The following is a 22,083-nucleotide window of genomic DNA, read 5'->3' as shown; positions in this document are numbered from 1 at the left end:
TTAGCCTTCCCCTGTTGAAACCAGTCGCAGCCGCGCCGGCTGTGTGCCGAGCGCGGCGAAAAGTGGCCGGAAGCCGGCATGCGTGAGACCGTCGAGCCCGGCCAGGATCGCGTCCTGCCAGTCGGGCGCGACGCTCGCCGCGCCGATGCGCCGGAATTTCTCGGTGACCTGCGCGCGGTTCATCGGATTGGCGACGTCGCCGAGCGGGTAGGGCACGCTCAGGCTGCGCGGACCCTCGCCCTGGTCGATGATCACACGGCAGGGCGTGCTCTTCGGGAACGCGGCGGCGAAATCATCATGCGCCGAAAGCTCGATCCGGGCGGCGAGTTCGAGCACCTGCGGATCGCCGAGATGCGCGGGATCGACCGGCTGCAAGGCGGCGGCGCCGTGGATCGCCGCCAGCGCGCAACTGAAGTAATAGCTGTACTGCCCGCCTTCGAGCGTCTGCGGTGCCCGCTCGTTGGCGAGGCCAAGCCCGCGCGGGAAGGTCTCGATGCGCAGCGACAGGATCGGCTTGCCCGGCTCGCGCAAGGCGAGGATGGCATCGACGGCGGCATGCATGTAGCGGCAGCAGGCATAGGGCTTGAGATAGCAGTCCTGCAGCCACCAGCGTTCGCCGAGCCCACCGGTCAGCACGCTGCGGGTAAAACGGTCGTCGCGGTCGAGCAGATCGCGCGGGCCGGTGGCGCCGGCCCGCGCCCGGTAGGCGCCGGTCAACCCGGCGACGACGGCAGGCGGGATGACCTCCTTCACCGTGCTGCCCTGGTATTTCGAGGTGCCCATCGGATAGCTGATCGGACCTTCGGCCCCGGCGATCGCCATGGCATGGGCGAGCGCCGGGGCGTCGAGGCCGAGCAGCCGCCCTGCCGTGGCGGCGACGCCGTAATTCACCCAGCGGCCGCTGCTATAGGTCTCGATCGTCGGCGTCGGCCGCGACGTTCCGACCCGGAGCGCGACGTCGTAGCCGAGCGCGATCGCGTCGAAGATGCGCGCGTCGGAGGCGTCGAGCGCCTGGCCGACGGCGAAGGCGGCCGGGATGACGCCGGCCCCGGCATGGCCGGCGGCGCCGCGATGGCCGTCGTCGATATCGAGTGCGCTCGCCGCTGCCGCATTGGCCATGGCGGCGCCGGCGACACTGAGCTTGCTGCCGGTCAGCCAGATGCCGGCCGGGCCGGAGCCGTAGAGCTGTTCGGCGGCGGCTCGGGCGGCCGTGGCGAGCCGTGAATCGAGCCCGGCGGCGGTGGCCCCGATCAGGTCCGCGACCAGGAGCGAGGCACTTTCCCGTGCTGCCTCCGGCAGGGCGCCCTCAGGGTGGTCGGCGACGAAGGCGGCGAGTTCCTCGATGGCGTGCATGGTTCGCGTTCCGGCTCCTGGATGACTAGCTCGCCCGGCGGATGAAATGGCCCTCAGCCATCATCTCCCAGCTCTGCGGTGGCGGGCGGTAGCCGACGGGCTTCATCGGGCTGCGCGGCGGCGTGGCGTCGACGCGCTGGGGCGGCCGGCCGCCGCGTTGATCGGGATGGGTGATCGGGATCGCGGAGAGGAGGCGCTGCGTATAGCCGTGGCCGGGCCGGCCGATCACGTCGTCGCGCGCGCCGATCTCGACGATCTCGCCGAAATACATCACCGCGACGCGGTCGCAGATGCGCTCGACCGCCGCCATGTCGTGGCTGATGAAGAGATAGGAGACCTCGAATTCCTTCTGCAGATCGATCATCAGGTCGATGATCTGCGCCTTGATCGCGACGTCGAGCGCCGAGACGGCCTCGTCGGCGATGATCAGCTTGGGCGACATCGCCAGCGCCCGGGCGATGCAGATGCGCTGGCGCTGCCCGCCCGAGAACTCGTGCGGCAGGCTGGTGGCGCGCGACGGATCGAGCCCGACGCGCTCCAGCAGCCATTCCATCTTGGCGCGTGCCTCCTTGCCGGAGGCGATGCCGTGGACCTGCATGGGCTCGATGATCGCCGAGCCGATGCTCTGGCGGGTGTCGAGCGAGCCGAACGGGTCCTGGAAGATCATCTGCACGTCGCGGCGCAAGCCCGCGAGGCTGCGTGGGTCGGCATAGTCGATCCGGCGGCCGGCGACGGTGATCTCGCCGGAATGACGCGGCGCGAGATCGATGATCGCCTTGCCGATGGTCGATTTGCCCGAGCCGGATTCGCCGACGAGGCCGAGCGTCTCCCCCTTGCCGATGGCGAAGGAGACCTGCTCGACCGCATGGACCTCGCCTTTCAGCCGCCCGAACAGGCCACCGCGCGAGGGGAAGCGGACCGAGAGGTCGCGCACCTCCAGCACCGGCGCATCGCCGCGGAAGGAGAGGGGAACGCCCTCGACGCCGCGCGCGGCGACTGTGCCGTCCGTGAGCTTGCCGACAAGGCTCGGCGCCGCTGCGATCAGGCTGCGGGTATAGGCATCGCGCGGATTGGAGAAGACCTCGTGGACCGTGCCCTGCTCGATCGCGCGGCCGCGGCGCATGACGAGGACATGGTCGGCGATCTCCGCCACCACGCCCATGTCATGGGTGATGAACAGGATCGCCGTGCCGGTCTCGCGCTGCAGTTCCTTGAGCAGCGCCAGCGTCTGTGCCTGCACGGTGACGTCGAGCGCGGTCGTCGGTTCGTCGGCGATGATCAGCGCCGGGTTGCAGGCCAGCGCCATCGCGATCATCACCCGCTGGCGCATGCCACCGGAGAAGGTATGCGGGTAGTTGTCGATGCGCTCCTCGGGGTCGGGGATGCGCACCTTGCGCAGCATCTCGAGCACGGCCTCGCGCAGTTCCGTGCCCTTGAGGCCGCGATGGATGCGGATGGCCTCTCCGATCTGGTCGCCAATGCGCTGGACCGGGTTCAGCGAGGTCATCGGCTCCTGGAAGATCATGCTGATCTGGCCGCCGCGGACGCTACGCATCTCGGATTCGTCGAGCGTCAGCAAATCGCGGTCGCCGAGCTTGACCGAGCCGCTCGCCCGCCCGATCCGCTCGGGCAGCAGGCCCATGATCGCGAGCGAAGTCACGCTCTTGCCCGAGCCGGATTCGCCGACCACAGCGAGCGTCTCGCCGGCGGCGATCCCGAAGCTGAGATCGTGCACGACGGTGGTGGAGCCGAAGGCGATGGTCAGGCCGCTGACCGACAGGACTGGCTTGTCGCTCGTATTCTTGCCGACCATCACGAGGCGTCCTTCAGGCGGGGATCGATCGCGTCGCGCAGGCCGTCGCCGATCAGGTTGAAGGCGAGCACCAGGATCAGGATCGCGAGGCTTGGGAAGAGCGCGAGGTGGAACGAGCTCAGGATGTTTTCGAAGCCCTCCCGGACCATGCCGCCCCAGGTCGGCGTCGGCGGGGCGAGGCCAAGCCCGATGAACGCGAGCGAGGCTTCGGTGCGCACCGCGGTCGCCATCCAGAGCGAGGTCATCACCATCACCTCCGGCAGGATCGCCGGCAGGATATGGCGAAACAGGATGCGTCCGCCCGAGAAGCCCATGGCGCGGCAGGCCTGGACGTATTCGCGGTCACGCTGGGCGATCACGGCGGCGCGCGCGATCCGGGCGAAGGCGGGCGTCGCGGTGAAGGCGATGGCGATGACGATATTCGTCATCGTCGCGCCCATCAGGGCGACGAGCGCCAGGCCCAGGATCAGCGAGGGGAAGGCGAGGATGACGTCCATCACCTGCATGAGCAGGATGTCGGTGCGCCCGCCGCGATAGCCCGCGGTCATCCCGATCAGCGATCCGATCACCAGGGCGGTCAGGATCGCGAAGAGCCCGATGGCGAGGGAATAGCGCGCGCCGAAGAGCAGCCTCGACCAGATGTCGCGGCCGAACTGGTCGGCGCCGAGCAGGTAGCCGCCGCCGGGCGGGGCGAGCTGGTCCATGATGCTCTGCTTGGCCGGCGGATGCGTCGCGAGATAGGGCGCGAAGATCGCGGCGAGCACGAGCAGGACGACGATCGTAATGCCGGCCCAGGTCGAAAAGTTGAGCCGGCCCAGCACGCCGCGGAAGGCGCTCTGGCGGGCGGCGGGGCGAGCGGTGTCCGCTGCAGTCTCGCTCATTTGTACTGCACCCTCGGATCGAGAAAGCCGTAGGTCAGATCGGTCAGCAGGTTCACGACGACGACCATCAGCGTGTAGACGACGATCATCCCCTGCAGCAGCGTGTAGTCGCGCTGGCTCAACGCTGTGAGGATCAGCTTGCCGAGGCCGGGGCGCGAGAACACGATCTCGGTCAGCACCGAATTGCCGATCAGGATGCCCAGATAGAGGCCGATGACGGTGGTGATCGGGATCAGGCAATTGCCGAGTGCGTGCGACCAGATCACCGCCGAGGCGGAGGCGCCCTTGGCCCGCGCCGTGCGGACGAAATCCTGGCTGAGCACCTCCAGCATCGCCGAGCGGGTCACGCGGGTGATGTAGGCCATCATGATCAGCGCGAGCGCCAGTGTCGGCAGCGCCATTTGCCGCAGCCGCTCGGTCAGCGTGTCGGCGCCGCCGGCGCTGATCACAGGGAACCAGCGGAACTGGATGGCGAAGACCATCAGCAGGATGATCGCCGCGACGAAGGCCGGCAGGGAGAGCCCCAGCAACGAGAGCAGGCGCAGCACATAGTCGGGAAGCCGGTTGCGCCGAACCGCGGCCCAGACGCCGGCAGGGATGCCGAGCGCGGCGCCCAGGATCAGGGCCGCGATGGTCAATTCCAGCGTATAGGGCAGGACGGCGAGAATCTCCTCCGTCACCGGCCGGCCGGAGATCATCGAGGTGCCGAGGTCGCCCTGGATCGCCTGCAGGAGGAAGCGCCCGTACTGGACGAGGAGCGGCTGGTCGAGGCCTAGCCGCTGGCGCAGCGCGATGACGCTGGCGGGGCTCGCCTGGTCGCCGAGGATCACCAGGACGGGATCACCCGGCAGGATCCGCACGATCAGGAAGACCAGCGTCAGGACGCTGAACAACGTGACGACGGCGAAGCCCAGACGCCTCGCCAGGAATGACACCATCCGGTTCGCCCCCGCATTGTCCGACCAGCGATGGAGCTGGCGGCTGCCTTTGGCGGCCGGTTCGCGAGCGCTCCTAGACGTCTCGACGCTCCGGCAGCGTCCCTAGCGGAACGGACAAACCGGCCCTTGTCAACAAATTCCTGTATTCGGTATGATAAGGTTATATTTGTTCTGATAATCGGAATTATTGCCGTGACGAAGCCTCTGAGTTCCTCGTCGAATGCCGAGCGGGCGCTGGACATCGTCCTGGCGCTCGGCGAGGTCGGGCCTGAAGGTCTGAGCCTGGCGGAGATCGCCGAGCGCATGGGCTGCGCCAAGTCGGCGGCGCATCGCAGCCTCGTCGCCCTCTTGCAGAAGGGCTTCGCCGAGCCGACGGGCCGATACGGCCATTACCGCCTCGGCTCGGCCGTGCCGATGCTGGCGCGGCGACAGGAGCGGCTCGAGCCGCAGGTGCAGAAGATCCGTCCCGGCATGACCGAATTCGCGCGCCGGACGGGCTTCACCGTCTACCTGATCGTGCAGTCCGGGGTCGATGCGGTCTGCGCCGAAATGATCAGCCGTTCGACGCGGCGCCAGTTCTCGATGGGTGTGGGCTACCGTGTGCCGATGGGCGTCGGCGCAGGCAGCCTCGCCTTGATGTCGCTGCTGCCGGACGCCGCGATCCAGCAGATCATCGAGGCGAATGCCGAGCGCTACCTGAAGCACCCGTCGGGGCGCCATGTCGATGGCGATGTCATCCTGGGGCAGGTTGCCGACGCACAGCGCCGTGGTTACGCGCTCAACATGGGCTATTATTTTCCGGGGCAGGGCGGCATCGGCTTGCCGCGGGCCAGCCAGGCCCCCCATGACGTCAACATGGCCGTTTCCTTCAACGCGCCGCTCGAAATGATGACGGACGACTGGGTCGAGAGCCAGATCGGCGCGCTCAGCGAATGCCTGCCTTGAGTGGTGATGTTGGCCGCCGGAACGGGTGGCAGATCAGCGTTTGGCCCGTGCCTCGCCGTCGATGCTGCCGAGGTTGAGCGTCACGCGCCTGATCGAAATATCCTCGGGATCGAGCCTGACCTCGAAACCCAGATCGCGGCAGAGCGCGAGCATCGGTCCGTTCTCGGCCAGCACCTGGCTATGGACGCGCTCCAGCTGCTCGGCCCTGGCCCAGTCGATGATCAGCTCCATCAACGCGCGGCCGAGCCCGATGCCCTTCAGGTCGGAGCGCAGCAGGATCGCATATTCGGCCTCGACATGGCCGGGATCGGCGTGAAGGCGAACGGCGCCGGCCGCGTCCCCGCTGCCTTCCTCGACGGCGATGAAGGCCATCTCGCGCGCATAGTCGAGCTGGGTCAGGCGGGCGAGGAAGGCGTGGCTGAATGATTTCAGCGGCGCGAAGAAGCGCAATCGCAGGTCCTCCGGCGTGACCCGGGCCAGCATCGCGCCGATCGGAAGCTCGTCCTCCGGCTTCATCGGGCGGATGAAGAAGCGCCGCTCGCCGAGCGCAAGCTGCAAGGTCCAGCTTGCCGGATAGGGCCGGATCGCCGGGTGGCGGCGACGCGCCGGGTCCGGCTCCAGCACGACGCGCGCGTCGACCGTGATGACGCCTTTGGCATCGGCGAGGATCGGGTTGAGGTCCATCGCGCGGATTTGCGGAAGGGTGGAGGCGATGTTTCCCAGCGCCACCAGGACAGCGGCGATGGCGCGCCGGTCGGCGGCGGGAACATCGCGATAGGCGGCCAGGATGCGGGAAACCCGCGTCCGGGCGATCAGGTTCTCGGCGGAGGCGAGATCCAGCGGCGGCAATGCGACATGCGTATCGGCGATGAGCTCGGCTGCCGTGCCGCCGCGCCCGAAGACGATGACCGGGCCGAAGCAGGGGTCGACGGCAAAGCCGGCGATCAACTCGCGTGCCTTGGCGCGATGGGCCATCGGCTGCACCATGAAGCCGGCCAACCGCGCTTCCGGCCGCAACTCCCGCAAGCGCATGATCATGCGGCCGGCCGCCTCCCGCACGGCCTGTTCATTGGCAAGGTCGAGCTCGACGCCGCCGACATCCGATTTATGCGCGATATCCGGCGAGACGATCTTGAGGGCGACCGTGCGTCCGGCCGCGAACTGCACCTTGGCAGCCTCAGCGGCTCCTGCGGCATCCGCCGAGATGACGAGACCGAGCGTCGGAATCCGGAACAGGGCGAGCAACTGCGCGACCTCATCCGGCTCGAGCCAGCTGCGGCCTTGCCCGATCGCCTGGTCGACGAGCGCGGCGGCAGCGGCAATGTCGGGCTGATCGCCTTCATCGAGCGCGAGCGGGGTCGCCATCAGTTCCTTGAGCAGGCGGGCATGGCGGGTCAGATGCTGGAAACCCAGGATCGCGTCCTGCTCCGTCGCGAAGGAGGGAATGCCGGCAGCTGCGAATATCCCCGCCATCTCCTCGCCGCCCCCGACCCATACGGCCAGAACCGGTTTCTGCACCGGCGACGTCGAGCGGGCCTCGGCCACGGCGCGGGCGCAATCGGCCGGTTCGTCCGGTGCGAGCGGGGCGTTGAGCGCCAGCACGGCATCGATATCGCTCTCGGCCAGCAGGCGTGTCACCGCTTCACGGTAGTCCTGTGCCGTCCGGACGATCTCCGGCTCCCGGTTCAGGCGATCGACGCCGCCGGCCTGCCGCAATCGCGCTGCGGCGAGCGCCGCCAGCCCGTCGCCATTGCTGACGATCGCCAGCCGGCCGGCATCGGCGGCGCGGGCGCGTCCCAGCGTCTCGGCCGCCGCGAAGAGCTCATCGAGATCGCTGACCCGCAGCAGGCCGGCCCGGTGGAAGGCGGCCTCATGAGCGGCGTCGCTGGTCACGATCAGGGCCGAATGCGTCAGGGCCGGCCATGCCGGCTCCCGGCGCGGCGGCTTCAGCACCAGCACCGGCTTGAGCCGCGCCGCAGCGCGGGCGGACGACAGAAAGCGCACGGCATCGGTGACGTCGTCGATCGCCAGCAGGATGGTGCGCGTCGACGGGTCGGCGCCGAAGTGATCGAGGCAATCGGCGATATCGACATCGGCGCCTTCGCCCAGGACGACGGCACCGGAAAGCCCGACACCGCGCCTGGCGGCCCAGGCCATGATACCGGCCGCCACGGAATTGGACTGCGCGACGAGGGCAAGCGAACCCGCAGCCAGATGCACCGGGACAGCGGTCGCGTTGAAGCCGAGACGCGGCGCGGCGAGACCGAGCGACGACGGCCCGAGCAGGCGCAAGCCCGCGGCCCGTGCCGCGCTTCGGAGGCGATCGCAATCGGCGGCTGCACCATCGGGCACGAGAAGCCCGGCACAACCGCGGCCCGCTGCGGCAGCCAGCACCTGCTCCGCAATCGCGACGGGAGCGATGAGGAGATCGCAGGGCGGCAGCGCCGGCAGAGCGCTCGGATCGGAAAGCACGGTGAGTTCGCCGCGATACGGCTCCGCGCGGATCTGCGCCACCAGCACATCCGTTTCGGGAGAGCCGGCGATCGCCGTGACCGTCCGGGGTTCAAGCGCGCGTCTGAGCAGGGCGAGCGTCATCGGTCGGCGGTTTCCGTTCGCGGGAAGACCAGCAGACGCGATTCCCGGCCGTCAAGCCAGACGTCTTCTGCGAACGCGTTCCACGAGCCTTTCAGGCGATGACGAACGGACTGCCGCCGGGGCCACAATCCTTGTTCGCAATCACCCCCTCAGAGCCGTGCCAGACGGCGATCGATCGCATCCTGGAGATGATACCACCCGCTGACGATCGGCAGGAACCACGGCCGGCCATCATAGAGCGGCACCGGAATCTCCGGGAAGGCCGGGTCGTCGAAGGCGCTCTTGCGGTTCTGCTTCCCGAGTAGCTTGAGGGCTGACTGGTGGCCGAGATAGGTCATCAGCGCGACACCGTTGCCATTGCAGCCAACGGCGAAATCGATACCGCCGAGCTTGCCCATATGCGCGATCTTGTCGGCGCTCATGCCGACCTTGCCGCTCCAGCAATGGGTGACCTTGTAGCCCGCAAGTTGCGGCCAGACCTTCAGCATCATGGCGTGGAGGCGCGGCGCGGCCTCGCGTTCCGGCAGGGTGAACAGGCCCGGCCGGCTGCCGAACAGGATGCGCGTGCCGTCCGGCGACGGGCGCGTATAGATCAGTTCGCGCTTGGAATCGGTGATCATGCGCCGGCCGGGATTGATCTCGGCCATCAGCTCCGGCGGCAGCGGTTCGGTCGCGATCTGGTAGCTGCGCACGCCGACGATGCGCTTGTGCAGGAAGCCGCTCGCCTTGTCGGTGTAGCCGTTGGTGCCGAAGAAGACGTGGCGGGCGCGAACGATCCCGCGGCCGGTCCGTACCGCGTGAAAACCATCGGCGACGGGGTCGACTCCGAGGACTGGCGCATGCGAGCGCAGCCTGGCGCCATTGGCCTGCGCGAGGCGACGCAGGGCGCGATGGTACTTCGCCGGGTGGAGGCCGCCATAGTCGTCGATGACGATGCCGCCATGGTAGAAATCCGTCTTCGTCACCTCGTGCTGCCGTGACTTCGGAATCTCGTGGACGGTGACGCCGGTATGCCTTGCCAGCAATTCGCCATGGCGGCGCAGCCGGTCGTAGTGACGGGGGACATGGGCGCCGAAATAGCGGCCGAAGACGCCGAGATCGGCATCGAGTTCCTTCTCGTGGATCAGGGACTTGAGATGCTCGTAGGAGGACAGCGAATCCTCCAGGAGCCGCTCCATGCGGGCGGCGTCGACGCCCTTGATCGCGCCGCCGATCACCAGCTTCTGACCGCTCGAGACCATGCCGCCCGAGCGCGTCGAGGCACCGGCGCCGAGCTCCTCCGCATCGACGACGGTGACGTCGACGCCGTTGCGCGCAAGCTCGGCCGCCGCCGAGAGCCCGCAATAGCCGGAGCCGACGACCAGGACATCGGTCTCCTCCGGCAACGGGTCGCGCGCGGTTTCGGGCGGGGCTGCGTCCCACCAATAGGGATCGGTGGTGAAGTTCGGCGCCAGCACGCCGGCAGGCTCAGGCATGGGCGGCCTCTCCGAAGGATCTGATGCTGGACAGGAAGGCGCGGGTGCGTTCGTGGCGGGGTGCGTCGAAGAAGGCGCCCGGCGGCGCCTCCTCGACGATCCGTCCCTCGGCCATGAACACGACGCGATCGGCGACCTCGCGGGCAAAGCCCATCTCGTGGGTGACCACGACCATGGTCGTGCCCTCGCGGGCGAGGTCCTTCATCACGTCGAGGACGCTGCCGATCGTCTCGGGATCGAGTGCGGATGTCGGCTCGTCGAAGAGGATCGCCTTCGGCCGCATGGCAAGCGCGCGGACGATGGCGACGCGCTGCTGCTGCCCGCCCGACAGGGCGGACGGATAGTCCTGCGCCTTGTGGGCGAGGCCGACGCGCGTCAGCAGCGCGCGTGCTTCCTCCTCGGCCTTGGCGCGCGGAACGCCGCGGCGGCGCTCCGGCGTGATCGTCATGTTGCGCAGGACAGTCAGGTGCGGGAACAGGGCGTAGTCCTGGAAGACCATGCCGACCTCGGTCCGCATCTGCTGCCAGGCGCGCTCATGGTGGATGTCGACCGGGCTTCCGGCGATGCGGAGCGTGCCTTCGTCCGGCCTGACGAGGCCGTTGATGCAGCGGATCAGCGTGCTCTTGCCGGAGCCGCTCGGCCCGATCAGCACCACGACGCTCCCGGCCTCGACATCGAGGTCGATGCCGTGCAGCGCCTGATGCGCGCCGAAGCGCTTGGCGATGCCGCGCAGGCTGATCAGCGGGGAGGCGCTCATGCGGCGAGTTCCCGCATCGCGCGTTTCAGCGCTTCCCGCGCATCCTTCAGGTCACTGCGCTTGCGTGCGAGAATGCCGCGGCGATTTTCGAGCCGCGCCTGCGCTGCCTCCACCGCCTCCGCGACCCTGTCCGGTGCCGGTCCGCCGGGGACGAGGCGCGCGGCGACGCTTGCCGCCGGGTCGAGGCTTTCGCGGACATGGTCCGCCGGCAGGCCGAGCGGCCGGCCGAGCTGCTCCTGGGCTGCCGCGTCCACCATCCCGGAGGTGATGCCGTCAGCCGCCAGGCCGGCATCCATCGCCGCGCGGACGACCCCGCCCACGACATGATGCGCCTCGCGGAACGAGAGATCGGCTTCCCGGACCATCAGGTCGGCGAGATCGGTCGCGGAGGCGAAATCCTCGGTGACGCGTCGCTTCATCAGCGCGGCGTTCGGCCGGGCCGTCGCGATGATGAGGTCGAACAGCGAGAGGCAGCGCAGCGTCTCCTCGCCCGCTTCCCAGACACCGCGCATGCCCTCGCGATTGCCGTCGATGGTGTTGGTGAAATGCGTCGCTTTCACCGCCGTCGCGGACGCGACATAGAGGCCCAGCAGATGGCCGGCCTTGCCCTTGAGGTGTTCGAGCACCACCGGGTTCTTTTTCTGCGGCATGATGCTCGAGGTCCCGGTGACGCGGTCGGGGAACTCGATCGTCTGGAATTCATGCGAGACCATCACATGATAGTCCTGCGCCACGCGGCTCCAGCCCAATGCGATCTGGGTGAGCGCCGACAGGATCTCCAATCCGAAATCCCGGGTCGCGACGGCATCCAGGGCATTTTCCACCAGCCCCTCGAAACCGAGTGAACGCGCCACCGCCTCGCGGTCGATCGCGAAGGTCGTCCCGGCAAGCGCGCCTGCTCCGAGCGGACTGATATTGGTGCGCGCCCAGGCATCCGCGAGCCGGCCATGGTCGCGCTCGAGCGATTGCGCGACGCCGGCGAGATAGAAGCCGTAGGTGATGGGCTGCGCCGGCTGGAGATGGGTGTAGCCGGGCATCACCACGTCCCGGAAGCGGAAGGCGCCGTCGAGCGCATGCTCCTCGACCGAGAGAAGCGCCTGGCTCGCATCGAGCAGCAGGTCGCGGGCCCGCAGCCGGTCGATCGCGGCCGTCAGGTCATTGCGGCTGCGGGCGATATGCATCCGCCCGCCGGCCTCGGTGCCGATCAGCTTGATCAGATGGGCTTCGAAATTGAAGTACGCATCCTCGCGCTGCGGGTCGAGCTCGACGACCTCGGGCCCTTCCTCCTCCATGCGCAGGAGCCCGCCGGCGAGCGCTTTGGCGGCCTGCGGGGAGATCAGCCCGCAACGGGCAAGCATCAGCACATGCGCCTGGTTGAGGTCGCTCATATGGTCGAAGACCGTGCGGAAATCCCGTGCAAGTCGCGGCGCATAGATGTGCTCGCAGACTTCTTCGGCGACCTTTTCGGTCAGGCGGCGGCTGACTTTCGATTCCATGGCGGCTTTCCCGGTATGCAGGTGAGTTTGCGAAGGATCAGGGCAATTGCGTTGCCGGCTCGGCCGGGGAGATCGCCTCCGGCCGGGCTTGCGGGCGGTCGCTCTTCAGCCGGCGCTCCAGCCAGCGGCCGAACCAGCTCAGCGTCGAGCAGATGACGAAGTAGGTGAGGAGCACCGCGGCATAGACCGTGAAGGCCGGATTCCAGCCCTCCATCATCGTGGTGCGCTCGACGATGATCTGGCCGACCTTGAAGAACTCGTTGACCCCAACGAGCGCACCGAGCGACGTCGCCTGCACGAGCAGTGTGAGCAGCCCGACGAAGGGCGGAAGGATCGCGCGCAGCGCCTGTGGACCGGTGATGAAGAGATAGATTTCCCAGGTCTTCAGCCCGAGCGCGGCAGCGCTCTGCCATTGATGCCGCGGGACCGCATTGAAGCCGCCGCGGACGATCTCGATGCCATTGGCGCTGCCCCAGACCGAAAGCCCCACCGTGACCGCAGCGAAGGGCGAGAGCTCCAGCCCGAACAGCGGTGCCACGAAGAACACGAAGAAGATGTTCACGACCAGCGGGATGTCGCGGAAAAGCTCGACATAGACCTTCACCAGCACGCGCAGCCAGCCGAAGCGCAGCGTCGCCAGCGTGCCGAGCAGGAAGGAGATGATCGTCGCGAAGAACAGCGTCGCCAGCGCCAGGCCCAGCGTCATGGCAAGGCCTTGCAGGATGAAGGGGAGGTTGCGGATCAGCAGGTCCATCTCGCCCCCCTCAAAGCCTGAACGGGGCGTTGAGCCGGTATTCCAGCCGGCTCGCGAAGAAGGAGAGGGTGAGGACCAGCAGGAGGTAGATCACGCAGATCGCGGCGAACATCTCGATGGTGCGGAAGTCCATCGAGATCCGGTCGATCGCGACATAGGTCAGCTCGGCAAGGCCGATCGCCTGCAGATAGGAGGAGTTCTTCAGCAGCGAGATCGAGGTGTTCAGCATCGACGGCAGGCCGACGCGGATCGCCATCGGCGCGGCGACGAGCCGGAAGAAGCGCCAGGGCGACAAGCCCAGCGAGAAGGCGGCCTCGCGCAGCCCCTTGCCCACGGTTTCAAGCCCGCCACGGACATTCTCGATCTGGTAGGCTCCGGCCCAGACCGTGAGGCAGAGCACGCCCGACCAGAACAGCGAGAGCCTGAGGCCCAGTCCCGGCAGGCCGTAGAAGATGAAGAAGAGCTGGGCGAGCAGCGGCGTGTTGCGGATGAACTCGACATAGCCGACGACGAGCTTGCCGAGCACCGGAACCTGCAGCACGCGCGCCGCCGCGCCGAGCACGCCGACAAGGATGGAGAGCACGATCGAGAGCGCGCTGACCTGTACCGTCAGCCACAGGCCGCGCATCAGCGCGGGCCACTGCGCGTTGAGATAGGCGACGTCGAATTCCATGGCACGCGCTCCTCCGCTGCCAGGTATCGGGTTGCCGGGAGCTCAGACCGCTCCCGGCGCTTGCCTTTCGCTCAGCGCGCGGTCGGCTTCGGCTTGGTGAAGGCGTCGACGTAGAAGGGCCTGATCTCGGCCGGAATCCACTTCTCGACCCATTTCGCGTAGAGGCCCTCGGCCTTCATGCGATCGAGGGCTGCATCGACATAGGCGAGCCATTCGGGTTCGTTCTTGCGCACGCCGACGGCAGCGTCCGAGACCGCGAAGGACTCGCCGACGAGGCGCAGGCTCGGGTCCTTGGCGGCGATGACGACGAGCGTCGCGGCATCGTGAGTATAGGCGTCGCCGCGGCCCTGCTTGAGCGCCTGCAGCGCATCGGACGCCGTGTTCAGCCGCATGCTCTCGAGCTTGGGCATGTTGTCCTCGAACCATTTCGCCTGGGTCGAGCCCTTGAGCATGATCACGGTCTTGCCGGCGACATCGTCGAGCTTCTTGATCGGGCTGTCCTTGGCGACGAGCATGTCCGAGCCGCCCCAGCGATAAGGCTTGGAGAAATCGACCACGCGGGCGCGCTCGGGCGTGACGCCGAGCGTCGCGATCAGGATGTCGACCTTCTTGCCGGCCAGCTGCGGGATGCGGTTCTCGGCCGTCACGCAGGTCAGCTCGATCTTGTCCGGCGAGCCGAAGGCCCAGGCGGCGATCTGGATCGCCATGTCGGTCTCGACGCCGGCAAACTTGCCGGTTTCGTCCTTGTAGCCATAGGGCGGCTGGTCGCAGCGCACGCCGGCCTTCAGGATGCCTGCGGATTTGATCGCTTCCGGCAGCGGGGGCAGGCCCTGGGCCTGAGCGCCGACCGAGAGCGTGAAGACGGCGGCTGCGGCAGCCGAGAGCGCCGACAGGTGCGAGACATAGGTGGTCATCCGTTTTCCCTCTTCTGTTGGACCGATGGCTCGGTTCTCTGTGGTAAGGCGCCGGTCGTTGCCGGCTGCGCGAGCGCCTCTTCGGAGGCAGCTTCGTTCCAGGGCCTTGCGGCCAGGTCGGTGTCGCCGGGATCACGGGAGCCTGCTCCCGTGAGCACGATCACGGCGTGGCGGCCGGCGAGCCCACCATCCGCGGCGATGGCGGCGAGCGCAGCCAAGGCGGAGGCCGCGGACAGCTCGGCATGGAGGCCGCAGGCTGCGAGACGACGCTGTGCCGCCCGCGCCGCGCCATCATCGACAGAAACGGCACGGCCGGCGCTGGCGCGCAGGGCCGCGACGGCCTGCCATGTCACCGTGCTGCCGGCGATCGAAGCCTGGGCGGTATCGCTCGCGAACTGCTCGCGATAATCGGCGCCGGCGAGCACCCGCTCGAGGCGCGCGAAGGGCTCGGCTGCGACCAGCATCGGCAAGCCTGCGCCGATCTCCTCGAAGCCGAGGCGGATGCCGGACAGGAGGTCCCCGCGCGAACAGGGCACGACGACGAGATCGGGCATCGTCTCCGACGCGAGCTCGGCCGCGATCGTCTTGTAGCCTTCGATGCCGAACGGGTTGGTGCCGATGGCCGGCACCTTGTAGTTCGTCGCCGCGAAGGCTCCTTGCCCGACGCGTTTCGCGAGATGCTGCCAGCGCGCCATGCTGCCGGCAAAGCTGGCGATGCTCGCGCCATGTGCGGTGATGGCACTGCGGTAAACCGGCGGCAGGGCATCGGTCGTTGCGATCTCCGCGGCGAGCCCTGCGCGCGCCGCATAGGCTGCCACCGAGAGGCCGCCATTGCCGCTCGATGCCGCCACGACGCGCGGGGCGCCGCGATCGAGAGCCCGCGCGATCAATTGCGCGCTCATCCGGTCCTTGTGAGATCCGGTCGGATTGCACCATTCGATCTTGGCGGACAGCCTGCCGAGCTTCAGCGCGCGCGCCAGCTCAGGCAGCTCGACCAGCGGCGTCGCGCCTTCGCCCAGGCATGGCGCGTCAGGGTAGGGGAGCGAGACGCCGCGCTCGCCGGGCGCGTAGGTCAGGCGCAGATTGGATGCATGCCCCTCGGTCGCGCAGCGCGGACACCCGGACTCGTAATCCGCAACCGGCCAGGGCTCTGCGCAGCGCAGGCAGACCATGCCGGTGAGGCGGGACGTCACAGCGGTGTTTGGGCGCGTTGACATGGCCAAAAGTATTGCCGCGGCCATCTATCTGGTCAAATCTCAGTTTTTGGCTCTTCTATTCACTCCTGATATGAGCAGACCTATGAATTTGAGGCAGGTGGACGCGTTCCGAACCATTATCCTGCGCGGCTCGATGACGGCGGCCGCGCAGGAATTGCGGACCTCGCAACCCAGTATCAGCCGGCTGATCGCCGAGCTGGAGGCCGAGATCGGACTTAAGCTGTTCGAGCGAAAAGCGGGGCGGATTCGACCGAGCCAGGAGGGCCTTGCCTTCTATCGCGAGGTCGAACGCAGCTATATCGGACTGGAGACCCTCTCCTACGCCGCGCGCGACATCCGCAACTTCGGGACCGGGCGCCTGCGCATCGCTGCGATGCCGGTGATGGCGCTGGGCTTCGTCCCCCGCTGCATCCGGCGCTTCAAGGAGCGCTTTCCGCAGGTCAGCGTCTCCTTGCAGATGGGCCATGACGGCACGGTGACGCGCTGGATGTCGTCGTCCTATTGCGACATCGGCTTCATCGCGAACGTGATCGACATTCCCCTGGTCGAGCATCGTCCACTCTACATGATCCCCGGCGTCTGCGCGCTCCCGCCGGGGCACCGGCTTGCAAAGCGCGATCGCATCACGGCCAAGGATCTCGAAGGCGAGGCCTTCATCTCGCTCTCGCTGGAGGACGGTGCGCGGGCACGTGTCGATCGCATCTTCCAGGATGCGGGCGTGCGCCGCCATCTCGCGATCGAGACGCCCTTCAGCGCCGCCATCTGCGCGCTTGTCGAGCAAGGGCTCGGCATCGGCATCGTCAATCCGATTGCCGCCGACGATTACCGGCGCAGCGGCATCGCCTTCCGCCCGTTCAAGCCGGAGGTCATGTTCCACGGCCACGCGATGTTCCCGAGCCACTACCGCGCCGATCCTCTCGTCGATGGCTTTCTTGCCGTCGTGCGCGAAGAGCTCGCCGGATACGAGACGACGTCCGCGCATCGTGGCGAACCGCCCCCGAACGGGCCGATGTGAGGAGACCGCACTTGCCTGTCGCGCGTCAGGCGCGATGGCCGGGCAAGACGCCTAGAGCATCGGCCCGAAAAGTGGAACGCGGTTTTCGGAAAATGCCGATGCAAATCAAAAGCCTAGGACACCGGACTGAATACCGTATTCAGTCCGGTGTCCTAGACCCCCAGATACCGCTGCAGGAGTTCGGGTTGGGCCCGAATCTCGCCGGTCGGGCCTTCATGGGCGATATGGCCGTTATTGATGATGTAGGCGCGCGTCGCCAGGGTCAGCGCGGCGGCGATGTTCTGCTCGACCAGAATGATCGTCTGGCCGGCCATCGCAAGCTCGCGGCAGGTCCTGACGAGGTCCTGCACGATCACCGGTGCCAGCCCTTCGAACGGCTCGTCGAGCAGGATGATCTTGGGGTCGCGCACCAGCGCCCGCCCGATCGCAAGCATCTGCTGCTCGCCGCCGGAAAGATAGGTGCCCCGGCTCGTGCGCCTCTCCTTCAGGCGCGGAAATATCTCGTAGACGCGATCGAGCGGCCAGCGGCCCTTCGCCGTCAGACCGGCCAGCACCAGGTTCTCCTCGACATTCAGACTGCCGAAGATGCGACGGTCCTCGTGCACGAGCTGCATGCCGGCGCGGGCGATCGTGTGGCTCTTGCGGCCGGCGATCTGCTCCCCGTCGAACAGGATCGAGCCGCTGGTCGGCTTCACCACGCCCATCAGGCTTTTCAGCATCGTACTCTTGCCGGCGCCGTTGCGGCCGAGCAGCGCGACGAGCTCGTTGCGATCGACGCGCAGCGCGACATCGAACAGGATGTGGCTGTCGCCGTAATGGGCATTCAGGCCGGTGACGTCGAGCATGCTCATTGGGCCGCCAACACGTCGTGCACGCCGCCCAGATAGGCTTCCTGCACCTTGGTGTTTCCCTTGATTTCGTCGGGTGTGCCTTCGACCAGCACGCGCCCCTCCTGGAGCACGGTGACGCGCTCGGCGAGCTCGAACAGCGCGTCCATGTCGTGGTCGATCACGATCATCGTACGCCCCCGGCTGATCGACTTGAGCAGCTTGACCGTCTCGATGCGCTCGGCCGGGCTCATGCCGGCAAGCGGCTCGTCGAGCAGCAGCAGCGACGGCGAGGTGGCGAGCGCCAGCCCGATCTCGAGCCGCCGCTTCTCGCCATAGGCCAGTTCGGACACCTGGGCATCGCCCCGGCTGGCGAGATTGACCAGCGCCATCGCATGGTCGACCTGCTCGGTCAGCTCGGGGCTGTTCCTGGGATTGCTGAACAGGTCGAGCTTGAATTTGCCGCGGGTTTCGGCGAGCGCGGCGATCATCAGGTTCTCGCGGACGGTGAGCCGGTTGAAGAGCTGGTTGATCTGGTAGCTTTTGGTGAGGCCGAGCTGGCAGACATCGGCCACGCCCATTCCGGTGATGTCCTTGCCCTCGAACAGGATCTGGCCGGAGCTCGGAGGCACCTCGCAGGTCAGCATCTTGAAGAAGGTCGACTTGCCGGCGCCGTTCGGGCCGATGATGCCGCGCAGCTCGCCGTGGTTGACGGTGAAGTCGATGTCGCTGTTGGCGACCACGCCGCCATAGCGCTTGGTCAGGCCGGTGGCCTGGAGGATGGGGCCGGAGGAGCGGTCGGTGTTGCGGCGGCGGGCCGGCATCATCGCGACAGTCGGAGCGGTGGCGGGCACGCTCGCGGGAGGGACGACGCCTGCCCCGGGAGCCGCCTCCGCCCGCCGGCCGGCGACGAGACGGTAGAGATCGATCACGGCCCCGACGATGCCGTGGCGCAGGAAGCAGACCAGCAGCACGAACACGATGCCGAGGACGAGCTTCCAGGTGGCGCCCAGATGCAGCGTGTTCTGGAAGAAGTCGCTGAGATAGAGCCAGACCGCCACCCCGACCAGCGGGCCGAACAAGGTGCCGGCGCCGCCGATCGCCGTCTGCATCACGAGCTGGCCGGAGGTCTCGAACATGAAGGCATCCGGCGGCATGAACCCTTGCATCAGGCCAAGCATGCCGCCGGCAAAGCCGGCATAGGCCGCCGCCACGACGAAGGCGGTCAGCTTGTAGCTGTGGATGTCGTGGCCGAGCGCGGCGGCGCGCTGCGGATTGTCGCGGATCGCGGAGAGGATCGCGCCGACCGGCGAGCGCACGATGCGCAGCGCGATGACGAGGCCGACGAAATACCAGAATGCCAGGAACCCGTAGACCTGGAAATCGGTGTTGAATTCCAGCGTCGTGAAGCCGAGGAAGATGCTGGGCCTCGGCACGCCCGGCAGGCCGTTCTCGCCGCCCGTGAAGGCGGAAAGCGGATTGAACTCGACGAAGAAGAACACCTCTGCGATCGCGACCGTGATCATCGCGAAATAGATGCCCGTGCGGCGCAACGCGATCAGGCCGATCAGATAGCCGACGATCGCGGCCACGACCGTGCCGAGGAAGACGGCGGCCATCACATAGCCGAAGCCGGCTTCCGTCAGCAGATAGGCTGCGAACATGCCGCCGGTGCCGAAGAAGGCCGACTGGCCGAACGAGAGGAGGCCGGTATAGCCGAACAGGATATCGAAGCCGAGGCCGAACAGGCCCCAGACCAGGATGCGGTTGATGGTGTTCGGCGTGAAGCCGAGATGGGGCAGCACGAACGGCGCCAGGATCAGCGCGATCGCAGTAATGGTCTCGACGAGGAAGGGGCGTTGGCTGCGCATCGGCGTCACTCGCGGCCGGCTGCGCCGAGCAGCCCGTAGGGCCTCAGCACCAGGACGAGCGTCATCGCCACGAACAGCATGATATAGGCGTAGCCGGGGTTGAACATGGAGGTGATGGAGATGATCTGGCCGGCGATCAGGCCGCCGAGGATCGCGCCGGGGAAGGAGCCGACGCCGCCGATCACCACCACGACGAATGTCTGCACCAGGATCGCCTCGCCGACATCCGGCGCGATCGAGACCACCGGCGCATTGACGATGCCGGCGAAGCCCGCCGCCATGGCGCCGATGCCGAACACCAGCATGAAGATCTTGTAGACGTCGATGCCGAGCGAATCGACCATCACCGAATCCTCGATGCCGGCGCGCACGATCATGCCGATCCGGGTGCGGTAGAGTACGAAATAGAGCGCCAGCAGCGCGACGGCGACGATGCCGAGCAGGGCGAGCCGGTAGGTCGGATACATCATGAAGCCGAGCGGCGTGATGCCGACCAGCGGGCCCGGCGGCGGCACCATCTTCGACAGGCTGCCGAAGAAGAACCGGACCGCCTCGACGAACACGATGCTGAGGCCGAAGGTGACGAGGAGCTGGTCCTCATGCGGGCGGGTGTAGAAATGCCGGATGATGAGCCGCTCGACCACGATGCCGACCAGCATCACGAAGAGCGAGCCTGCCGCCACCGCGACCAGGAACGAGCCGCTATAGGTGTAGGCGACCCAGCCGGCATAGCCGCCGAGCATGAACATCGCGCCATGCGCGAGATTCAGCACGCCGAGCGTGCCGTAGATGATCGTCAGGCCGGACGAGATCAGCGCGAGCAGCGCGCCGAGCACGAGCCCGTTGAAGCATTGCGAGATGAAGTTCGCCCAGTTGACCACGATGCTATCCGTTTGCCTGAACGCGGGTAGAGTCCGGCCTCGCGCCGGCTTCTGCGCTTGTCTTGTCGTCGGACGGGGGCTGGGGCAGGGAGCCGCGGGAGACCGACGTTCGGTCCCCCGCACCCCCTCCCGCAATCCGGAGAACCCGCCTTCTCAGCCAGCGCGGCGGCGGGTTCGATCGGTCAGGTGTAGTCGCCGAGCTTGCAGCCGAACGCATCCGGCTTCTGCATCAGCGGTTCGCCCGGAAGGACCTCGAGAACCTCCCAGAAATCTTCCTTGTTCTTCATGTCCTTGACGGCCTTGCCGCGGACGATGACGACGGGGCGGATGCACTGGTGGTCTTCCGGCCGATAGCGCACGTCGCCGAGCAGCGAGGGAATCGTCTCGCCCTTCTCGTATTGCTTGATGACATCCGGCGGATAGAAGCTGCCGGCCTCCGTCACCATACGCGCCCAATGCGCGAAGCTGACATAGGCGTTCTCAGCGCCCCATTCCGGGCGATAGCCGAACTTCTTCACGAAGGCTTCGTTGAACATCTTGGCCAGTGGATACTTGTCCTCGAGCGTCCACCAGTAATCGGTCGCGGCGAAGACGCCTTCCATCAGCTCCGGCCCCGCTTCCTTGGCGAGGAACGGGATCTGGTAGGGGATCACCATCTTCATCGCCGGCGTCAGGCCGAACTGCTTGGCCTGCTGCACCGAGAGCACGGCGTCGCGGCCCCAGTTGACGTTGATGATGAACTCGGCGCCGGAATTGGCGATATTGGTCAGGTACTGGCTGAAATCCTGGGTGCCGAGCGGGGAGATCTGGTTGGTCACCTGGGTCCAGCCGCCCTTCTCGGTCAGGTAGTCGTTGACCGACTTGGTGACGGTGTGGCCGTAGGTGTAGTCCGGCGTCATGAACGCCGCCTTGCGGTTCTTGCCGTAGGCCTTCACGAGCTGCGGGCCGATCGCGTTCGCGGCGGTCTCGCCGTAGAAATTCTGACGGAAGCCGTAGCGCACGCAATCCTTGCCGGTGGTGTCGTTCGAGCCTGAAATGGCCGCGACGTAGAGCACCTTCTCGCGCTGCGCGAACTTGTTGAGCGCCACCGCGACGGCCGACGAGGTCGAGCCGGTCATCAGGATGATCTTGTTCTGGTTGATGAAGGTCTGCTGTTCCTGCACCGCCTGGTTCGGCTTGGCGGCGGAGTCGGCCGCAAGCAGGTTCACTTTCTTGCCGTTGACGCCGTTGTTGATCTTCGGCGCGAGCTTCTTCATCAGCTCATGGTTGGTGTTGATGTGTTCGACGGCGAGCTGCCAGCCCTTGAGCTCGTCTTCGCCCTGCACCGCATAGGCGCCGGTGCGCGGCACGGCTGCGCCGATATTGACGGTGTCGCCCTTGGACCCTTCGGGCCAGGTGCCGATCGCCGTCTGGCCGGCCGCGTGGACCGGGAACAGGCCCGCCGGCAGGATCACGCCGCCCGCAACGCTAAGGCCGCCCTGGATCAGCGTGCGCCGGGACAGGTTCGTAAGCTTGCGATTGTCGGATGTCATGTGCGTCCTTCCCCTCTGGTGTCCGATCCTCCCCTTCGTCATGCGGGGGTTTGGACGTGCTGTCGGCACCGAATATCTGAAGACACGTCGCGGCCATTCCCCGCTGCATTGGCTATATGGTCAATGCCACTTTCGTTCGATAATAT

Annotated in this window: 18 protein-coding genes; 2 read left to right on the top strand and 16 right to left on the bottom strand. The window is 67.2% G+C overall.

All coding sequences use genetic code 11. The features are described from left to right. The 4 genes from AC1RLU_RS13260 to AC1RLU_RS13245 are packed head-to-tail and all read right to left on the bottom strand — an operon-like array spanning position 1 to position 4,985. A complete protein-coding gene (locus tag AC1RLU_RS13260) occupies positions 1–1,353 on the bottom strand; it encodes an MmgE/PrpD family protein (protein ID WP_492796061.1) in 1,353 nt (450 codons plus the stop codon). A 25-nt stretch (positions 1,354–1,378) separates the two neighbouring features. Next, on the bottom strand, positions 1,379–3,166 hold the full coding sequence (locus tag AC1RLU_RS13255; RefSeq protein WP_492796060.1) for an ABC transporter ATP-binding protein: 1,788 nt from the start codon (positions 3,164–3,166) through the stop codon (positions 1,379–1,381). After that, on the bottom strand, positions 3,166–4,047 hold the full coding sequence (locus AC1RLU_RS13250; RefSeq protein WP_492796059.1) for an ABC transporter permease: 882 nt from the start codon (positions 4,045–4,047) through the stop codon (positions 3,166–3,168). The genes AC1RLU_RS13255 and AC1RLU_RS13250 overlap by 1 nt, the downstream gene beginning before the upstream one ends. Continuing rightward, positions 4,044–4,985: an ABC transporter permease gene (locus AC1RLU_RS13245; RefSeq protein ID WP_061968454.1), complete on the bottom strand. Its 942-nt coding sequence runs from the start codon at positions 4,983–4,985 to the stop codon at positions 4,044–4,046. Before AC1RLU_RS13245 ends, AC1RLU_RS13250 begins: the two co-directional genes overlap by 4 nt. 192 nt (positions 4,986–5,177) lie before the next feature. Here AC1RLU_RS13245 and AC1RLU_RS13240 point away from each other — a divergent pair, with 192 nt between their 5' ends. Next, entirely contained in the window at positions 5,178–5,930 is a 753-nt protein-coding gene (locus tag AC1RLU_RS13240; RefSeq protein WP_061968452.1) for an IclR family transcriptional regulator, read from the top strand. Between the two features lie 33 nt (positions 5,931–5,963). Here AC1RLU_RS13240 and AC1RLU_RS13235 read toward each other — a convergent pair whose 3' ends face one another. The 8 genes from AC1RLU_RS13235 to AC1RLU_RS13200 form a co-directional block, all read right to left on the bottom strand. After that, positions 5,964–8,525 (bottom strand): bifunctional acetate--CoA ligase family protein/GNAT family N-acetyltransferase, encoded by a 2,562-nt coding sequence (locus AC1RLU_RS13235; RefSeq protein WP_492796057.1) that lies wholly within the window; start codon positions 8,523–8,525, stop codon positions 5,964–5,966. A 149-nt stretch (positions 8,526–8,674) separates the two neighbouring features. After that, positions 8,675–10,000: an NAD(P)/FAD-dependent oxidoreductase gene (locus tag AC1RLU_RS13230; protein WP_113584728.1), complete on the bottom strand. Its 1,326-nt coding sequence runs from the start codon at positions 9,998–10,000 to the stop codon at positions 8,675–8,677. Beyond that, positions 9,993–10,757 carry an amino acid ABC transporter ATP-binding protein gene (locus AC1RLU_RS13225; RefSeq protein ID WP_492796055.1) on the bottom strand — a complete coding sequence of 255 codons (765 nt, stop codon included), beginning with the start codon at positions 10,755–10,757 and terminating at the stop codon, positions 9,993–9,995. The genes AC1RLU_RS13230 and AC1RLU_RS13225 overlap by 8 nt, the downstream gene beginning before the upstream one ends. Next, positions 10,754–12,253, bottom strand: a complete 1,500-nt coding sequence (gene argH / locus AC1RLU_RS13220; protein ID WP_492796054.1) for an argininosuccinate lyase — start codon at positions 12,251–12,253, stop codon at positions 10,754–10,756. Before argH ends, AC1RLU_RS13225 begins: the two co-directional genes overlap by 4 nt. A gap of 37 nt (positions 12,254–12,290) precedes the next feature. Continuing rightward, complete coding sequence (locus tag AC1RLU_RS13215; protein WP_492796053.1) at positions 12,291–13,007, bottom strand: amino acid ABC transporter permease; 717 nt, start codon at positions 13,005–13,007, stop codon at positions 12,291–12,293. 10 nt (positions 13,008–13,017) lie between these two features. Then, positions 13,018–13,680 carry an amino acid ABC transporter permease gene (locus tag AC1RLU_RS13210; protein WP_061968440.1) on the bottom strand — a complete coding sequence of 221 codons (663 nt, stop codon included), beginning with the start codon at positions 13,678–13,680 and terminating at the stop codon, positions 13,018–13,020. A gap of 71 nt (positions 13,681–13,751) precedes the next feature. Beyond that, a complete protein-coding gene (locus AC1RLU_RS13205) occupies positions 13,752–14,594 on the bottom strand; it encodes a transporter substrate-binding domain-containing protein (RefSeq protein WP_492796051.1) in 843 nt (280 codons plus the stop codon). After that, positions 14,591–15,787, bottom strand: coding sequence for a pyridoxal-phosphate dependent enzyme (locus tag AC1RLU_RS13200; protein WP_492796049.1), 1,197 nt, complete (start codon positions 15,785–15,787; stop codon positions 14,591–14,593). Before AC1RLU_RS13200 ends, AC1RLU_RS13205 begins: the two co-directional genes overlap by 4 nt. Positions 15,788–15,908: 121 nt before the next feature. On the opposite strand from AC1RLU_RS13200, the gene AC1RLU_RS13195 reads away from it, so the two are divergent. Next, complete coding sequence (locus AC1RLU_RS13195; RefSeq protein ID WP_200959644.1) at positions 15,909–16,826, top strand: LysR substrate-binding domain-containing protein; 918 nt, start codon at positions 15,909–15,911, stop codon at positions 16,824–16,826. 152 nt (positions 16,827–16,978) lie between these two features. Here the strand turns inward: AC1RLU_RS13195 and AC1RLU_RS13190 are convergent, their stop codons facing one another. From AC1RLU_RS13190 to AC1RLU_RS13175, 4 genes are all read right to left on the bottom strand, one after another. After that, positions 16,979–17,677 (bottom strand): ABC transporter ATP-binding protein, encoded by a 699-nt coding sequence (locus AC1RLU_RS13190; RefSeq protein WP_492796048.1) that lies wholly within the window; start codon positions 17,675–17,677, stop codon positions 16,979–16,981. Beyond that, positions 17,674–19,524 (bottom strand): branched-chain amino acid ABC transporter ATP-binding protein/permease, encoded by a 1,851-nt coding sequence (locus tag AC1RLU_RS13185; RefSeq protein ID WP_492796046.1) that lies wholly within the window; start codon positions 19,522–19,524, stop codon positions 17,674–17,676. Before AC1RLU_RS13185 ends, AC1RLU_RS13190 begins: the two co-directional genes overlap by 4 nt. A gap of 5 nt (positions 19,525–19,529) precedes the next feature. Next, positions 19,530–20,405: a branched-chain amino acid ABC transporter permease gene (locus AC1RLU_RS13180; RefSeq protein ID WP_061968432.1), complete on the bottom strand. Its 876-nt coding sequence runs from the start codon at positions 20,403–20,405 to the stop codon at positions 19,530–19,532. Positions 20,406–20,587: 182 nt separating this feature from the next. Continuing rightward, complete coding sequence (locus AC1RLU_RS13175; protein WP_492796044.1) at positions 20,588–21,937, bottom strand: substrate-binding protein; 1,350 nt, start codon at positions 21,935–21,937, stop codon at positions 20,588–20,590. Between the last annotated feature and the right edge of the window lie 146 nt (positions 21,938–22,083).

The organism is Allobosea sp. GW822-FHT05A11 (genome assembly GCF_058800455.1).
Note: the sequence above shows the minus strand (reverse complement) of the source record. Positions and strands in the feature narration are given on the sequence as shown.

What these genes read in the sequence shown, in the direction of transcription:
- AC1RLU_RS13260 (WP_492796061.1), bottom strand. Translation starts at nt 1,353, where the DNA reads ATGCACGCCATCGAGGAACTCGCCGCCTTCGTCGCCGACCACCCTGAG.
- AC1RLU_RS13255 (WP_492796060.1), bottom strand. Translation starts at nt 3,166, where the DNA reads ATGGTCGGCAAGAATACGAGCGACAAGCCAGTCCTGTCGGTCAGCGGC.
- AC1RLU_RS13250 (WP_492796059.1), bottom strand. Translation starts at nt 4,047, where the DNA reads ATGAGCGAGACTGCAGCGGACACCGCTCGCCCCGCCGCCCGCCAGAGC.
- AC1RLU_RS13245 (WP_061968454.1), bottom strand. Translation starts at nt 4,985, where the DNA reads ATGGTGTCATTCCTGGCGAGGCGTCTGGGCTTCGCCGTCGTCACGTTG.
- AC1RLU_RS13235 (WP_492796057.1), bottom strand. Translation starts at nt 8,525, where the DNA reads ATGACGCTCGCCCTGCTCAGACGCGCGCTTGAACCCCGGACGGTCACG.
- AC1RLU_RS13230 (WP_113584728.1), bottom strand. Translation starts at nt 10,000, where the DNA reads ATGCCTGAGCCTGCCGGCGTGCTGGCGCCGAACTTCACCACCGATCCC.
- AC1RLU_RS13225 (WP_492796055.1), bottom strand. Translation starts at nt 10,757, where the DNA reads ATGAGCGCCTCCCCGCTGATCAGCCTGCGCGGCATCGCCAAGCGCTTC.
- argH (WP_492796054.1), bottom strand. Translation starts at nt 12,253, where the DNA reads ATGGAATCGAAAGTCAGCCGCCGCCTGACCGAAAAGGTCGCCGAAGAA.
- AC1RLU_RS13215 (WP_492796053.1), bottom strand. Translation starts at nt 13,007, where the DNA reads ATGGACCTGCTGATCCGCAACCTCCCCTTCATCCTGCAAGGCCTTGCC.
- AC1RLU_RS13210 (WP_061968440.1), bottom strand. Translation starts at nt 13,680, where the DNA reads ATGGAATTCGACGTCGCCTATCTCAACGCGCAGTGGCCCGCGCTGATG.
- AC1RLU_RS13205 (WP_492796051.1), bottom strand. Translation starts at nt 14,594, where the DNA reads ATGACCACCTATGTCTCGCACCTGTCGGCGCTCTCGGCTGCCGCAGCC.
- AC1RLU_RS13190 (WP_492796048.1), bottom strand. Translation starts at nt 17,677, where the DNA reads ATGAGCATGCTCGACGTCACCGGCCTGAATGCCCATTACGGCGACAGC.
- AC1RLU_RS13185 (WP_492796046.1), bottom strand. Translation starts at nt 19,524, where the DNA reads ATGCGCAGCCAACGCCCCTTCCTCGTCGAGACCATTACTGCGATCGCG.
- AC1RLU_RS13175 (WP_492796044.1), bottom strand. Translation starts at nt 21,937, where the DNA reads ATGACATCCGACAATCGCAAGCTTACGAACCTGTCCCGGCGCACGCTG.